The sequence below is a fragment of the Adonisia turfae CCMR0081 genome (assembly GCF_011009555.1).
In the GTDB taxonomy this organism is placed as follows: domain Bacteria; phylum Cyanobacteriota; class Cyanobacteriia; order Phormidesmidales; family Phormidesmidaceae; genus Leptothoe; species Leptothoe turfae.
Window position 1 is genome coordinate 1,957,486 of sequence record NZ_QXHD01000004.1, and the last position, 15,794, is coordinate 1,973,279.

Sequence of the window (15,794 nt, forward strand, 5' to 3'; positions counted from 1 at the left end):
CCGTTCAATGGTGTTTATAATGTATGCTCGCGGTGATTAGGCGTTTAGATCGACTTGAGTCATGAATTTTGATACTTTTACTGAGTTTATTCAAAAAAGTTTTCGGGTTTCTCTAGGGGCAGCAGCGTCTGCAGTCGAGGCTATTCAAGATCCTCAGGCGTCTGCTAACAAATTTTCTGATATTGGTACAGATTTTAATCGGCTCACCGATGAGTTAGAAGTAAAAGGCGCGGTCACCGAGAAAGAAGCGCGTGAGTTTGTTGATAGCGTTAGTAGTAACTTTAACGATCAGTTCCCTAATCCCTTTGCCCCGTCTTCTGCTAGCAATGCCACTGTCAATACAGTGGCTAAGCCTGTGACAGACAGCGGTATTCAGGCTGAAATTAAGGCGTTGACTGAGCAATTATCGGCCATTCGTCAAGAAATTGAACAGCTCAAGGCTCAAGGGTCATAGGTGATAGCTCCAGTACGGAGTGCGGGCAATCACCGTGATTGGAGAGTAGGCCATTGAGATTGTTCAACGGATGGCATTCTCCCTGCTAAAGCCCGTTAATAAATTTGTTTGACAAAGCGTCAGCATTGCTAACAATGCTGACGCTTTATTTTTAAACACCGGACCCGTTCGAAATTTTTAGTGAGTGCTTTGTAGCTTTGGCTGGGAGTATTTCTGACGTTATTCCGGTGAGCATCATATGAAGCATTTTGCTGTCTTGATTCAGTTATTGCGCGATCGCAATCAGTTTCTTGAGGATATTCGGCGTGATGTCAAACTGGAGCGTAAAATCTTTTCGTTGCTGGTCGTCAGCTGTATATTCTTTGGGGTGTATGGAGCCATCATTGGTTCATCCAGCAGCTGGCTACAGATGATGGCATCGGCGGTTAAACTACCCGCTTTGTACCTGATTACCTTAGCCATTTGTCTTCCCACACTTTATTTCTTTGATATTCTCTTTGGCTCTAAGTTAAATTTTCGCCAATATAGTGCCATGCTAATGACCACAGTGGCTGTGATTAGCGTGCTGCTGTTCAGCTTTGCCCCCGTGGTCTTATTCTTTTTGATTTCAATTCAAGGGTATAACTTCTTTTTGCTACTCAATGTGGCAGTGATGGGCCTAACCGGTGTGATTGGCGTGCGTCTGTTTTATCAGGGGATGCGCCAGGTGGTGGGCGAAGATGCAGCAGGTAGTCAGCTGCGCAACCGTTTATTGTTAGGTTGGCTAGGTTTGTATGCGTTGGTCGGTTCACAATTAGGATGGACGCTGCGTCCCTTTTTCGGTGCCCCTAATGAACCGTTTCAGATATTTCGACCCGAAATTGAGGGGAACTTCTACGCTCAGATTTTGACAAGTCTGGGGTCCCTATTAGGTCTGTAGAAACGTTCCACAGAACGCTTCCACAGTATGGAGACATACATGAGCGACGTGAATCTGGATAGTTTGCGGATTACAAATCGTGATTTGGACGAGCTGACGGGGCTGGATATTAGCGATTTATCCATGGGGTGGGGGACCCGCTTGTCAGTCTTTCGGCGGCCACGGTTACGCTGGGCCTGGTTGATAAATCAAGGGCTGGTGCTGGCTGTGGCGCTGGTGCTCTGGTTGCCGGTGTGTTTAGTGCTGGGCCGCAATGTGGCCCAGCAGGCGGTGGTTGTGTTTATGGGTATTGGTGTGGTGGGTGCGATCGCCACTACCCTTGCCCATGGCAGTTATGGCATTTACAAAGGCCGGCAACTTAAGGTGCTCAGCCACCTACTGGATGAGGTGGATCGCTTTAACGAAATGATTAAGGCCGTTGAAATTTTAGAAGAATTACGTCAGGCCGATCGCACATCTAGACGTTTGGCATTAGATAATCCCGATGCTGTCAAAGAAGCATTACACCTTACCCGCGAGAGTTTAGTGTGCGGACTTACGAGCGATAAGATTATGCGCAAACACCAGCGGTTTATAGCGCGTCGCCATGAACTATTTGCCAGCATTGAGACTAATCTCTCCAGCCTACAGTCCCTCCAGGCCTCAGAGATGGCTGGAGACTATGCTCAACTTCTCAACGAAGCCCTGCAGGTAGGAACCAGTGTCCATCAGGAACTCAGAAGGATAACGCCTGATTAACGGCTAAATTCAGGTGTTGCTGATCGTCGCTATAGCCGTTAGAGCATTCCCTTATTGGGGACACTAGTCTAAGTCAAGGGCTAAATGTGAGGGAAATATTAAAGTCATTTTTACGGTAGTTTGCTACTCAAACCGATGCAGTTTAATAGATAATAGTACATATATTTCTGATGTCATTTAGTTGTAACGAAGTTCCTGTCCAATCTGGATTTTAAGGAACTTCAAGGGTGATTCTTATTTATGAAAAAGACGTTTGTCCTCGATACTAATGTGCTGTTGCACGATCCTAAAGCCATCTATCGTTTCGAGGAAAACGACGTCATCTTACCCATTGCCATCGTTGAAGAACTCGATCGGTTTAAAAAGTCCCTGGATGAAACTGGCCGTAATGCTCGTCAAGTGTCTCGTACCTTAGACAAACTGCGCGGGCAGGGTAGCCTTACTGAAGGGATCTTTTTGGAAGGGGACGGTACTCTCAAGGTCTCTTTGTGTCATCAAGAAACTCTCTCTTCATTGCCCCTAGAACTTGAAGGCGATAAGGCCGACAATGAGATCTTAGCCGTTGCCCTAGAGCACAAACAAACCTGTCAATGCCCTGTGGTTTTGGTCAGTAAAGATGCCAACCTTCGCATTAAAGCCGATACCTTAGGTCTGGCTGCCGAAGATTATGAAACCGACAAAATTGATATTGACGATCTGTATTCTGGGACAGGGGAGCTACTGGTTGATGCAGAACAACTGAGCCAACTGTTTCGTGGTGGAACGTTGGAATTAGATGGCAAGTTCTATCCTAACCAGTCTCTCACCCTTGTGGATGTTAACAATCCAGCCCACACTGCACTGGCCATGGTGGAAGGGGAATCAGGACGTATTGTTCCCTTGCCAAAAGTGCCCTATGCCGGAATCTCTCAAGTACATCCCCGTAACCGAGAACAAAAGTTTGCATTAAACTTGTTACTAAATGACACTATCCCTCTGGTTACTTTAGTAGGTAAAGCCGGTACGGGTAAAACTCTGTTGGCCATTGCGGCAGGTGTTCAAAAAGTATCGGAGGAGAGATCCTACAGTCGGTTGTTAATATCTCGCCCAGTGGTACCCATGGGACGAGATATTGGTTATTTGCCTGGGGATATTAACGAGAAACTGACGCCTTGGATGCAGCCGTTGTACGATAACTTTGATCTAATTTTTGGCACTCAAGATCCGGTTGGTCAACCCGCCCATTGGCGCAGGGGACATGAAGAACTTATGGAAATGGGCCTATTGCAAATCGAAGCATTGACCTACATTCGCGGACGAACGTTACCGAAACAGTTTTTGATTGTTGATGAGGCTCAAAATCTGACTCCCCACGAAGTTAAGACTATTTTGACCCGTGCAGGAGAGGGCACCAAAATTGTTTTGACGGGTGACACAGCACAAATCGACAATCCCTATGTGGATGCCGCTAGTAATGGTTTAGCTTATGTGGTAGAGCGGTTCAAGCATGAGCCTTTAGCGGGTCATATTTTGCTAACCCGGGGTGAGCGCTCAGCGTTAGCAGAGAGATCTACGGAATTATTGTAGGGGTGTCCTATGGGACACCCCTACAATAATTCCCGACAATGGTGGGTAGTCAGTTGGGAAAGCTAGAATGAATTTGTTTGATCAGCGTTCAATCAACCATGGCTATTCAGCAGGGCGACTATGAAAATCTGCTTGCAAGGTGCAGCAACTACCGAGGGGCATTAGCCATGCTCAAGCAGTATCGCCCCTATCTAGAAATGTTGCCCAGCATGCGCCGCCCCCAGGAAAGCATTGTCACGATTCCCTTACCTAATATTAGTATTCGACGCGCTATTGAGAGTCCCGTCGGCCCCTTGAATAAACGCCGAGAGGTGGTCACGTTACCCTGCGATTTGGCCATCCTCATGTGTGACCCTGAATGGAAAATCAAAACTGGTGTGGATGTGCTTCTTTTTATTCACCGTCCAGATGAAGATTTTTCGGAACTGTTATCTCGGTGGCGACAAACCCAGATATTGCTGTCGGAAAACTATGAATGGCTCATGCCAGCACGGCATGAACATCTGATGAATGAGGGCTCAGAGCAGCCCTATCCGCTGTTTGTTACCTTTCCCAAAACCCCAGAGCGCATCATCCGTGGATTAAAGGGTGCAGAATTACCTGTAATTATCTATACCCCAACCCTGTGGAGCGATCCAGAAGAACGTTCAGAGCTGGTAATTTCACCCCAGTTCGAGTCTGAGGAGCTGATTGACGACGGAGACGAAGCCCTGCGGGATTGGGGCATTGATATTGAAGCGGCAGATGATGGGGTGGAACCCTAGGAACGACCCGTAAAATCGAGTGTGAGACCATAGCAAAGAAGAGTAAGGGAGGACAGGTGCCCTAGAATATTCTGGTGCGCACATTTGAGTAAGCGCTTCAGTGGCTTCCCGGAGGGTATTTTGAGTTTTAAATTAAAAGGCTCACTGCAGTCCCATCCTATTTTGAAGGCACCCTGGCTTTTGAAAGCCCCCTGGCTGTGGCTAATGTTACTAGCCCATATTGTTTATTGGCTGACGGCGTTTCCCAATCCTGATGAGGCTTACTACTGGCTGTGGGGTCAGCGTTTAGATTGGTCCTACTACGACCATCCACCGTTCCATGCCTGGGTGCAGGGGCTTTTTTCTTATTTAGGACATTCCCAATTTGTGTTGCGGCTACCCACAGTGCTAAGTAATGGGTTATTTTTCTGGGCTTATTATCAAATTACTCGTTATATCTATGGCAGACGCTTCTATACCCCATGGGTTGTTACCATCCTGTGCTGTTGGAGTAGTCCGCTTTATTTTTTATTTTTAACATTGGCCTGGCACGATCAGTGGCTAATTGCATTCTCTCTACTATCGGCCTACTGGTTTGTACGATTTTTAGATGGGGTGTGGTTAACGGGGCAGGGCAACAGCAGATATCTCTATGGAGGAGCTGCTGCCTTAGGGGTGGCCGGTTTGTGTAAATATACGGCTGTATTTGTGGGCATAACGGTTCTGGGTACGATTATCAGTCAGCCCAAACTCCGCTGGCTTTTGCGGGATGGGCGACTGTACGGGGCAGTTGCGATCGCATCTCTTTTCAGCCTACCGATTTTAATTTGGAATTTTCAAAACGACTGGCTGTCGTTTCAGTATTACCTCACCCGCAGCGTTGACAGTGGCGGTGGTCCCACGTTGCGGCCCGATGCCGTTTTGTTTTTTTGGCTAACAGCGGCGCTGATTTTATCACCCCCTTTAGTTTGGGCCATGGTACGGTCTGTGATGCGCAAACGTCCCTTAAATTCTCCTACCTATCGCATCATAGCCTTAGGATTATTCCTCACATCAACAGGAACGCTTTCCTTAGTGGGGCTGTTTTCCACTGCGCTCTACTACTGGAATATTTTGGCCTACCTGCTATTGATACCGCTAGTCCCCACCTTTTTCCTTGATACGAATCTTGAAACCCTGCGTCATCGAGACTGGCTCAATGGCATGCAAATTTTAGGAGTAGTTGTCGCCTGGCTACTGGTGATTAACTATTGTCTGTTACCAGTAACTGCTCTATTTGGCCCAGACGGCGATCCCGATGGGCGTATGTCGTTTGGATGGCACCAGGTGGCAGCGGTTGTCGAAGACTATGCCCCCCAGCACAATTTATTGTTGACGACCGACTACCGCTCTGCCTCTGCCCTGGCCTATGCGCTTAATGACGATCGTGTTTTAGCCATATCTGATCGCATCGATCAGTTTGATGTTTGGGCTAGCAAACGAGCTTTGATTGGCCAATCGGCCCTGGTTGTAGCCGACGACTGGCATCCCTTTGGTGCAGGACCGCTGACGCTAAAGTCTGGCTGGGAGCAAGTGACGACAATTCCAGTACAGCGGTTTGGGGTGAAGATTAAGGACTATTACTTATATTCAGGTGTGGTGGAGAGTTATTAGGTCTTAGGTATTGGATATTAGGTCTTAGGCGTTTACTAGTGCGTACCCCTTAAAAAGCAACTCACTAATAACCAATAACCAATAAAAAAACTCAAAATTCCTTCAACTTCCCTCAATCCCCGCCTGATGCTCACACTTAAACCCCTTTTGCCGCCACTGCTCTAAGTTCACTGCGGTCAGAGGGGTTAACCGATGGCAGGTAGGCCTATGGACTTGAGCGACGAATGCCCACAGCAAACTGCGGCTGATATCAAGGGTACTTTTCAGCGTCGTTTCTTGATTGCCAGGGATGCCAATTTCATCCACAATCAGGGGCTCGACCCAAATTCCCTGGGCTCCAAACAAAATACGGGCCAGGGTGACAGCTCGAAATGTGTGGCTGCCAGAGGTAACTAGAGTGACATGACGAGCTCCCCAGCGCTCTAGAATAGGGACAGAATAAACAAAATTACCAAAGGTAGACTCAGCACAGTTCTCTAGCCAAACCTGATTTAGAGACGCCGTTGCTTGCTCAAATAGCAAACGAATGCAGGGGTCAGCAGAACCGGCAGATACCAAAATGGGTATCTCGGTTGAAAAGGTACTAGCTAGCTGAGCCATGTACATTTCTCGGCGAATGCTACCGCCTAAAACCAGGTAAGCATCTGTGGGGCGCTGGCTGGCTGGCCATAGACTACTGAAGGCAATCAATGTAGCAATCGTAACTGCCACTAATAATCCCAGTCCGACGTGCCTTAAACGTCGTTTTAACGTCTTGGCCTTTGACATAGTAGATAGCTCTCGCTGCAGGCTTCAGTAAATATACTCCTGTAATTCCCCGGTCCAAAGCATACTCTGTAGATGGACTATGAGTCTTTGAGGACGTAGTATTTAGATAATTTGATTGGTCTAGTTAAAATCTTTAGCAAAACCTTTCAGATATCACTGTTTCTGCCCATAACAAAAGTAAGGTTTGAATAAAGATACTGCAGTTTTACGTAATTGACCTGTTTCGTGCGCTAGATTTAAGTCCAGTATTTATGCTGAAAAACTCAGTACGTAAGGGGCTGATTCTAAACGGTTGGTTACTTTACGTTAATATTGCAAATTTGTAGCTGCATAATTTGAAAATTTATTTTTGTTAGCGTTCATTTTGATCCTGGGCTAATCTACTCCTCCGTTTAGATTCTTACATTGCTTGCAAACATCTCATTACCCCCTGCCGCAACTGTTTCAATGAAAACCACATTAGAGTTACTTCGGTCGACTGGCGCGATCGCAACAGTTATTCTAGCACCCGCATTTTTTACCTCATTTCCAGCTGAGGCGGCATTTACGGATGGACCTAAGACGATTCTTGACGAAGCGTGGCAGATTGTATATCGCGAGTACGTTGATGATTCCTTTAATCGCACCGATTGGGTTGAGGTTCGTCAGGAGCTGCTAGGACAAAACTACACGTCACGCCAAGCCGCTTACACAGAGTTACGTCGGGCCCTACGCCGCCTGGATGATCCCTACACGCGTTTCCTAAGCCCTAATCAATATGCTGAGCTCACTGAGCAAACTTCTGGTGAGGTCTCTGGCATTGGTATCCGCTTGAATCGTGATAACGAGGCTGGGGCCATCGTGGTTACTGATGTTGTGGCAGGTTCCCCAGCTGAGCAAGCAGGGCTGAAGGTTGGAGATCACATTTTAGTGATAGACGGACGGGCCACCGACCTGCTGAGTGCAGAGCGGACGTCCCAACTGCTGCGAGGAGATGCAGACACCCAGGTTACGCTGACCATCGAACGCAATAGCGAATCTCAGACATTGGTGCTTTCTCGGGCTCGAGTAGAAATCCAAACGGTTAATGCCAAGCTAGAAAATCAGAACAATATCAATGTGGGCTACATTCGTCTGGATGAGTTCAATGCCCATGCTGCAGAACAGATGCAAGCGGCTATTGCTGGGCTGAGTGAGCAGGGAGCCGAGGCGTTTGTGTTAGACCTGCGGGATAATCCCGGTGGCCTGCTACAGGCGAGTATTGATATTTCTCGTATGTGGTTGCGGCGTGGCCCCATTGTGCGCACCGTGGATCGCAGCGGCGACAGTGAAGCAATTTCGGCAAACCGAACTCATCTGACTGAGTTACCTTTGGCGGTTTTAGTCAATGGAGAATCGGCCAGCTCCAGTGAAATTGTCACCGGAGCACTGGGGGATAATGATCGTGCCATTGTGGTAGGCAGTCCCACATTTGGTAAAGCCCTGGTTCAATCTTTGCACGGTCTTTCTGATGGGTCTGGAGTGGCTGTCACTGTGGCCCATTACTTTACACCCAATGGTACCGATATCAGTAGTCGAGGCATTACCCCTGATATTCAAGTAGACCTGTCCTCCGATGAACGTAGTACCTTAACCAGAAACCCTGATTTGATGGGTACCGCAAGGGATCCACAATTTGCTGAAGCGGTATCTGCCCTGGTGCCAGAAGTGGCTGCTGCCAAACGTCGCCAGCAGCTTTCTACGGTGTCTTCCCCGGTACCACGGGTGCCCCAATTGGGGCGACGCATGCCTTAGCGACGCACGCTCTAGCGACGCAGCCACATCAATAAAACGGTTGAGACGATCCACAAAGATGCAGAGGCGTTCCATGGAACGCCTCTGCATCTTTAATCATTAACGCTGTGGCGAGAAAAGCTGTAGATCCTTTGCGTGCTGAGCTGTTCACCAATGACATCGGGGGACTGCCAACTAAATATCTGTCGATCTAACCCTACCTGCAGTGTGGTGAATGGGTCACTGCCATTGGCAATAAGCAGGTCTAGCTCTTCTAGATCGGACCACTGAATGAGCTGTTCCAGTAAGGTTGCGATCGCACCACGATATTGATGATCAGGCTGTTGATACCAGTTGCTAACCACCGGTTCCGCCAGTCCCAGGTTAACAATCAGGGCTTGGGGACTAAACAGTGAAACCGCAATGGAACGAGCCTCTTCCTGCAACAGCAGACCTGAATTATGGGCTAGCTGCCGCAGCGAGTTCACCTTTTCATAGCGCTCGGCCGATGGCAACGGTTGTGCCCAGTGGAGGGCCAACGTCCCTAAATACGACCGTAGAAGCAAATGCCCTAGTTTGTGAGCCTTCGTAGAAAGATAGTCTGAGTTGTACGTATTGGCCTCGATCAGCAATGGCATCCGGTCCACCATCTCTAGGCCATAGCCCTTAAGACCGGCAATCTTACGGGGATTGTTAGTAATCAACTTAAACTGATGGACCCCAAGATCGTTCAAGATTTGAGCACCAATGCCGTAATTCCGCTGATCCGCAGGTAGTCCCAATTTTTCATTGGCCTCAACGGTGTCAAAGCCCATATCCTGCAAAGAATAGGCCTTGAGCTTATTGACTAAACCAATACCCCGCCCTTCTTGACGCAGATAGACCACAATACCGGTCTCTGCATTCTCAATCATTTTCAACGCTGTCTGTAGCTGTAGCTGACAGTCACACCGCAACGAACCCAGAGCATCCCCCGTCAAGCATTCTGAATGGACCCGCACCATGACAGGTTGAGTCCCAAAGGTGTCTGGGTTGCCCTTAACAATGGCCACATGCTCGGAATTATCCAGCAAATTACGATAGGCATAGATTTGAAACTTCCCAAACTGGGTGGGTAAATCAGCCACCGCTTCTCGCTTAACCAACCGTTCGTGACGCAGGCGATAGCTAATTAAATCGGCAATGCTAATCAGTTTCAGGCTATGGTTTTTAGCATAATCAATTAGCTCTGGCAGTCGTGCCATGGACCCGTCAGCATTCTGAATCTCACAGATAACGCTTGCAGGGTAAAGTCTTGCCAGTTTGGATAAATCCACCCCAGCTTCTGTGTGGCCTGCCCGCTTGAGGACGCCACCTTCTTTGGCTCGCAGGGGAAAAATATGTCCCGGTCGGCGTAAATCTTGAGGCTTGGCCTCTGGATTGATGGCAACTTGAATGGTACGCGCCCGATCTTCTGCCGAAATACCTGTGGTTACGCCCCAGCTCAAACTAGCGTCAATGCTGATGGTAAAAGCCGTTTGCTCATTTTCATCTTCAAACCCATTGCCACTGACCATCAATGGCAGATCGAGCTCATCCAGGCGATCGCCCGTCATGGCAAGGCAAATCAAACCCCGAGCTTCAACAGCCATAAAATTGATCATATCGGGGGTGGCAAACTGAGCTGCACAAACCACATCCCCCTCGTTTTCGCGATTCTCATCATCGACGACAACAATCGCTTTACCTGCAGCCAAATCTGCCAGAGCTGCATCGACGCTGTCAAACTGAAATTCCGCCAGTTTCTGGTCTATGGTCTGACTGGCTGCTTGACTGGCGTCCGAATTGGATGGAAAAGAAAATGGATTAACGTTGGCAACCACGGATTCCGCCTATTGACTGTCAATTGACTGCCCATAGATTGTAGTGCGTTATTTCCTAGATTGCTGAAGATAGCCGTTAGGGAGATGATGGCTGAGAATTTTGGAGAGGATCGATCAGAACAATTGAGTGTCGGCTAGGATCCTCTTGGCCACTTTGTTCGCGCATGATGCGGCTCGATTGTTCCGGATCAAAATTATGGCTAAAGTCCTGCCATATACCCGCATGTTCTCTCTCTAAAGAGAGAATAGAGTGGTTGAGTTGCTCTAGCTCAACTTTTTGCTGACGATAGTAGGGAAACAACTTAGCAATGGTAGATGTGGCAACCACTGCCAGCAGAATATTGACGGTGAGCTTTACCGTAGACTCCAAAACCAGCGATTGGCGAGCTTTGCCCCTGATAACCATTGGTTTTGCCCGTCGAGTCATTGATATACATCCCCAGCACGTTGTTCAGCTTGACCATATTATGGGGCTATTGTTTCATTTGCACCACAAATTCATCTTTTTGCGATAATTTTCCTTTGATTGTCAGGGAACGCCCTACAAAATAGCCCCAGGCATAGTCTGCCCGAGGCCACTATAAACATTGCTCTAAAGGATTGGTTATTACGCCCACAAGGCTCAGAAGGAAACTGGTGCTTCAATCTATGGCCCAAAGCAAAACACTAAGGCCCAAAGCAAATGGCTTGCAGGGCCGCTTGAAATCAGTCAGACGTACTTCTGACGTGCTTCTACTTATAGAGTTCGGTGCCAAGACGAAGGGCCAAAACACCGGGAATTAAAGCAATCAGCAAAGCGATGATGATTTGAGTGTCAGATAAAGCCATAGAGTGCCAAGTTCCTTACTAAATATTAACTACTATGCTCTTAGAGAATTGTTGACTAAAATTGGCGCAATCAGACGCTTCGCAGTTAATCTGTTACAGTCTTTAACAACTGATTATCAAACGTATTCTGTGCTAAGCCTTGGCTAACAAGAGATTTGTAACTGTCAAGGGAGCTATCTGTATGAAGATAAGCACTTTATAAAGCTTCATAGCTGTTTATATATCGATGTTTATATACGGTGAGCGGGCGGGTGTTACACCCTATCGGGTGGTGCTAGAAATTAGTCATACATTGACAGGCTTCATAAACTTCTCAAACTATCTTAAAAATAGTGATTTGCCTGAATTAGAATGTAGCTTTGACAACACCCCTATCAATAACGAATGCGCTATCACTACTAGACATCACCATTGAATAAAATCAACCGTTTAAGAACTGCCTTCAGTGCAGTTACTTTTGTATTAAGCGATGAATACAGCCTCCTCTGACGTCGAAAGCATTAATCCGACTGTATCAAACAATATCGAGCAACCCCTGAATGTGTCTCCAACATTTCGTTCAGCTTTAGATCTTAAGTTGACCAGGCTTCAGAGGGATGTGCTGCGTATGGGGGCTTTAGTGGAAAGTTCTTGCTTGTTGGCCAGGGAAGCACTATGCGATCGCAACATTGATGCCGCAAAAAACCTGAAGAAGCACGATAAACAAGTTGACTATCTCTACCGACAAATTGAAGTAGATTGTATCAACCTGATCACTCTAGAATCCCCTGTTACCAGGGATGTGCGTCTGGTCAGTGCGTTGATGCAAATGATTCGAGATTTAGAACGCATCGGTGACTATGCCAAGGATATTGGTGAGGTATCTCTAAAACTATTTCCCTATCCTCCCCACGACGCTATAGAGCAGATTCAGGTGATGTTGGATCGGTGTCGCTCAATGGTTGCCTTGAGTTTATTATCGCTGTCAGAGCTTGATGTAGACGCTGGCCGAGAAATTAAAGAAAAGGATGACGTTGTCGATGATGACTACGAACGTCTCTTTGATCTTTTAGTTCAATCTCCTACCGCTGCTAGTAATGTTGAGCCCACAGTCCTGTTAGTCTTGGTTATTCGTTATCTAGAACGCATTGCCGACCACGCAACAAATATTGGTCGGCGAGTCGTGTTTGTGGTCACTGGAGAACGACATTAGGAGTAAGCCATAAATACTTCCAAAAATAAATGGTGAAGAGACGGTCCATGGAATGTCTGTACATCCAAAAATTGGAAGTTAATTTATTTTGATGCCTGAGTGCATGAGAATAGGGGTTGGGAAGTAGAGTTTCCTGAATGGCGAAGAGGTCAGGAGCATTCCCCCTATTGCCTACTCCCCCACCCCCTATCGCTAAGTCTCTTGCCAAAATAAATAAATTATTTGAAACATATTTGACATAATGGTCACTTTAAGGAAAACTTATACCGTTCATATGCTAATTTTCTTGAGCGTGCTCGAATAGGTACGATTTAGATGGCATACCATACTGTATAGCGGTAGTTCGGAGTGATTTTTCAGGGATGCGTCTTGGGGGAGTGCCCTCGTACCTTGTAAATTTGCTGGTTGCTAGATGGTCTGGTCGTCATACTAACGTTCTTCAGGGCAACGTTTGTCATTGGCGTTTGGGTGTTGTGAAGGATGCAGCTTTTGGAGGTTTCTTAGGAAGCAACGCGTTCTATGCCCAGTCTCTGGCCAAGAAACCAGTGGCATGTCTCAACTAATGCGTAGGATTCATCGCTACATGAATTTTTCAATTGCTTCCCTGCTGGCTAATTTCTCAAACGATAAGCTCGTTACGACTAAGACCCTCGAAAAAAAGCTCAATTGTGCTGACGACGACCAGGTTAAGGATCTGGGCATTGCCCTAGACGCATTGGAACGCATTGGTGTACTGGAAAAGGAGCGTGGCAAATACCGCCGTATTCATCAAGATGGGGTGATTGAAGGTAAGCTGCGCTGTTCTAGTAAGGGGTTTTGTTTCGCTATTCAAGATGAGGAAGAAGCCGACGATATCTATGTAAGAGAAGCCCATCTTCACCATGCTTGGAATGGGGATCGAGTCTTGGTGAAGGTGACCAAGGAAGGCAATCGACGTCGGAGTCCTGAAGGCGAAGTGCAATTGATTTTGGAGCGAGCAAATTCTTCCGTGCTGGCGCGAATTAAAGAGCCTGAAGAGGGTGATCGTCTACAAGCGGTGCCTCTAGACGATCGATTGCTATTTCAGCTCGATCTCAAAAATCAAGATAACGACGAATTAAATCAATCAGATTTGCAGTCAGCCATAGACCACCTGGTTCATGTAGAGATTTTGCGTTATCCCATTGGGCAATATTTACCCCAAGGTAAAGTGGCTCAAATTTTGGGTAGCGATGCCGAAGCGGCAGCTGATATCGATATTGTTTACTGTAAACACGATCTGCCCCGAGCGTTTCCTGAGGAAGTCATGATGGCGGCTAAAGCGCTGCCCAATCGGGTGCGCAAAGCTGATATCAAAAAACGCATTGACCTGCGTGACCAGCCCACCGTCAGTATTGATGCGGATGGTGCCCAGGTGATTGATGATGCCCTCACCCTGGAGCCGCTAGATGATGGTAATTGGCTATTAGGAATTCACGTAGCAGACGTTTCATACTACGTACCATCCAACAGTCCCATTGACCAAGAAGCCTATCGCCGTGGGACTTCCGTATATTTGGCGGATTCACCGGTGCCGTTGCTGCCACCCCCGTTATCCACATCGTTGTGTGCACTGCTGGCAGATAAGGAGCGCCTGACTATTTCGGTTATGGTCATTCTCTCGTCCGAAGGTGAGGTTTTGGCCTATGAGGTACAACCCTCCGTCATTTGTAACGATCATCAGCTGAATTATTATCAGGCCCAGGCCATACTGGCACGGGACGACAAGGATGCGATGGAAGCCCTGTCGTTTAAAAAACGTGATTTGACTAAGTTCAAAGAGAGCTTTGAACTCATTGATCAGCTGTTTGAAGTGAGTAAACTTCTACAGGAACAACGTAATCAGCGTGGCTCCTTTGACTTAAATTTACCTGACCATGTCTTTCCTGAAGAAGCAGGAGAAGAACTTTCCCATTATCTCTCTCCTAAATTTCAACATGATGATGAGGGTGGTCTCGGAGTCATGGTGGTTTCGGATTTGTTGCCTGCGCGACGTATTGTTACTGAATGTATGTTGCTAGCAAATCAGCTAGTGGCCAAGCATCTAAAAGAGTTAGGTGTGCCAGCTATTTATCGTCTCCATGGCACCCCTGACCCTGGCGATGTGCAAGAGCTGATTAAGCTAGCCAATAACATGGGACTCAATCTACAGCTGGAAGATGAGGAGTCTGTTTCACCCAAGGATTATTTAGGATTTGTTCAACAGTTTAGCCAGTCTAAGGCTGAAAAAGTACTCACCTATTTGCTGTTGTCGACTTTAAAGCCAGCTTCCTACAATAGCCATTCCGATGGTCATTTTGGTCTGGCGTTAGAAGATGGGTACACCCACTTTGCTTCTCCTGTTAGACGTTATCCCGATTTATTGGTACATCGGTTGCTCCATGCGGTGTTTGATGAGGGTCGAGATCGCAAGACCACCCGTTCCAGAGACCGGGTGGATTTACGCAGCAGCAGCAGCCATGGCAATGTGAGCTGGAGCGTACTGCCACCCGATATTCACAACGAGTTTGAAGAACTCTTCACCCATACAACCACCCATCTGACGGAGCGAGAGCGTCTGGCTCAGGAAGCTGAGTCTGATTTAGAAGGCCTTAAAAAAGCTGCCTTTATGCAAGCCCATACGGGTGAGGTTTTCCATGGCTTAATTACAGGTGTTCAATCCTATGGTTTCTTCGTGGAATTAGAGGAACTTCTGGTAGAAGGGCTGGTGCATGTTAGCTCTCTTAAGGATGATTGGTATGAATATCGTTCTCGCCAACAAAAGCTCATGGGTCGTAAAAATCGCCAGCAATATCGTTTAGGCGATCGGGTGGAAGTTCAGGTGAAGAGCGTAGACTACTACCGTCAGCAGATTGATTTAGTGGCTGTAGGTGGTGGTAGTGAAGCCATTGATGACGATGACGATGATATCAAAGATGTCGAGTCCATGAATGGTGATGACATCTTTGATGACGGAGAAGAGTAGCTTAGTGATGCCACAAGATGCACAGGCCGCATCCGCTTTTCCGTCATCTCGTCCCCTGGTTTTAGGCATAACCGGAGCCTCTGGTTTAATCTACGCCGTACGAGCTATCAAACATTTACTCACAGCAGGCTACCCCATAGATTTAGTAGCCTCCAAAGCTGTTTATATGGTTTGGCAGGCTGAGGAACAGGTGCGTTTACCCGGGGATTTAGATCAACAGGCCCTGTTTTGGCGAGAGCGGGCCGGGGTGCCAACGGCGGGTACTCTACGGTGCCATACCTGGAGCAATGTGGGAGCGAGCATTGCCAGCGGGTCGTTTAAGACTCTGGGTATGGT

At 47.4% G+C, this 15,794-nt stretch carries 14 protein-coding genes; 10 read left to right on the top strand and 4 right to left on the bottom strand.

Annotation, left to right across the window (positions count from 1 at the left end; genetic code table 11):
* The first annotated feature begins 61 nt into the window (after positions 1-61).
* From DXZ20_RS12665 to DXZ20_RS12690, 6 genes are all read left to right on the top strand, one after another.
* The gene (locus DXZ20_RS12665) at positions 62-454 is read left to right on the top strand and encodes a hypothetical protein (RefSeq protein ID WP_163664171.1); all 393 of its coding nucleotides are present in this window, start codon (positions 62-64) and stop codon (positions 452-454) included.
* A gap of 238 nt (positions 455-692) precedes the next feature.
* The gene (locus DXZ20_RS12670; protein WP_006514074.1) at positions 693-1,373 is read left to right on the top strand and encodes a hypothetical protein; all 681 of its coding nucleotides are present in this window, start codon (positions 693-695) and stop codon (positions 1,371-1,373) included.
* Positions 1,374-1,412: 39 nt separating this feature from the next.
* On the top strand, positions 1,413-2,111 hold the full coding sequence (locus DXZ20_RS12675) for a hypothetical protein (RefSeq protein ID WP_163698556.1): 699 nt from the start codon (positions 1,413-1,415) through the stop codon (positions 2,109-2,111).
* 240 nt (positions 2,112-2,351) lie between these two features.
* The gene (locus DXZ20_RS12680; protein WP_163664166.1) at positions 2,352-3,677 is read left to right on the top strand and encodes a PhoH family protein; all 1,326 of its coding nucleotides are present in this window, start codon (positions 2,352-2,354) and stop codon (positions 3,675-3,677) included.
* 98 nt (positions 3,678-3,775) lie between these two features.
* Entirely contained in the window at positions 3,776-4,441 is a 666-nt protein-coding gene (locus tag DXZ20_RS12685; RefSeq protein WP_163664164.1) for a hypothetical protein, read from the top strand.
* An 84-nt stretch (positions 4,442-4,525) separates the two neighbouring features.
* Positions 4,526-6,073 carry an ArnT family glycosyltransferase gene (locus DXZ20_RS12690; RefSeq protein ID WP_250565740.1) on the top strand — a complete coding sequence of 516 codons (1,548 nt, stop codon included), beginning with the start codon at positions 4,526-4,528 and terminating at the stop codon, positions 6,071-6,073.
* Positions 6,074-6,175: 102 nt separating this feature from the next.
* On the opposite strand, the gene DXZ20_RS12695 is transcribed toward DXZ20_RS12690, so the two are convergent.
* Positions 6,176-6,841 (bottom strand): YdcF family protein, encoded by a 666-nt coding sequence (locus tag DXZ20_RS12695; protein ID WP_163664162.1) that lies wholly within the window; start codon positions 6,839-6,841, stop codon positions 6,176-6,178.
* A 447-nt stretch (positions 6,842-7,288) separates the two neighbouring features.
* Between DXZ20_RS12695 and DXZ20_RS12700 the strand changes: the two genes are divergently transcribed.
* A complete protein-coding gene (locus tag DXZ20_RS12700) occupies positions 7,289-8,614 on the top strand; it encodes a S41 family peptidase (protein WP_163698558.1) in 1,326 nt (441 codons plus the stop codon).
* 92 nt (positions 8,615-8,706) lie between these two features.
* On the opposite strand, the gene ribBA is transcribed toward DXZ20_RS12700, so the two are convergent.
* The 3 genes from ribBA to psaM form a co-directional block, all read right to left on the bottom strand.
* Entirely contained in the window at positions 8,707-10,455 is a 1,749-nt protein-coding gene (gene ribBA / locus DXZ20_RS12705; protein WP_431732074.1) for a bifunctional 3,4-dihydroxy-2-butanone-4-phosphate synthase/GTP cyclohydrolase II, read from the bottom strand.
* A 76-nt stretch (positions 10,456-10,531) separates the two neighbouring features.
* Positions 10,532-10,882 carry a slr1601 family putative cell division protein gene (locus DXZ20_RS12710; protein WP_163664158.1) on the bottom strand — a complete coding sequence of 117 codons (351 nt, stop codon included), beginning with the start codon at positions 10,880-10,882 and terminating at the stop codon, positions 10,532-10,534.
* Between the two features lie 305 nt (positions 10,883-11,187).
* Complete coding sequence (gene psaM / locus DXZ20_RS12715; protein WP_006514064.1) at positions 11,188-11,283, bottom strand: photosystem I reaction center subunit XII; 96 nt, start codon at positions 11,281-11,283, stop codon at positions 11,188-11,190.
* Between the two features lie 469 nt (positions 11,284-11,752).
* Between psaM and phoU the strand changes: the two genes are divergently transcribed.
* From phoU to DXZ20_RS12730, 3 genes are all read left to right on the top strand, one after another.
* Positions 11,753-12,475: a phosphate signaling complex protein PhoU gene (phoU, locus tag DXZ20_RS12720; protein WP_163664156.1), complete on the top strand. Its 723-nt coding sequence runs from the start codon at positions 11,753-11,755 to the stop codon at positions 12,473-12,475.
* A gap of 583 nt (positions 12,476-13,058) precedes the next feature.
* On the top strand, positions 13,059-15,458 hold the full coding sequence (locus tag DXZ20_RS12725; RefSeq protein WP_163664154.1) for a ribonuclease R family protein: 2,400 nt from the start codon (positions 13,059-13,061) through the stop codon (positions 15,456-15,458).
* Positions 15,459-15,465: 7 nt separating this feature from the next.
* A partial coding sequence (locus DXZ20_RS12730; RefSeq protein ID WP_284681719.1) for a flavoprotein occupies positions 15,466-15,794 on the top strand: 329 nt, incomplete at its 3' end.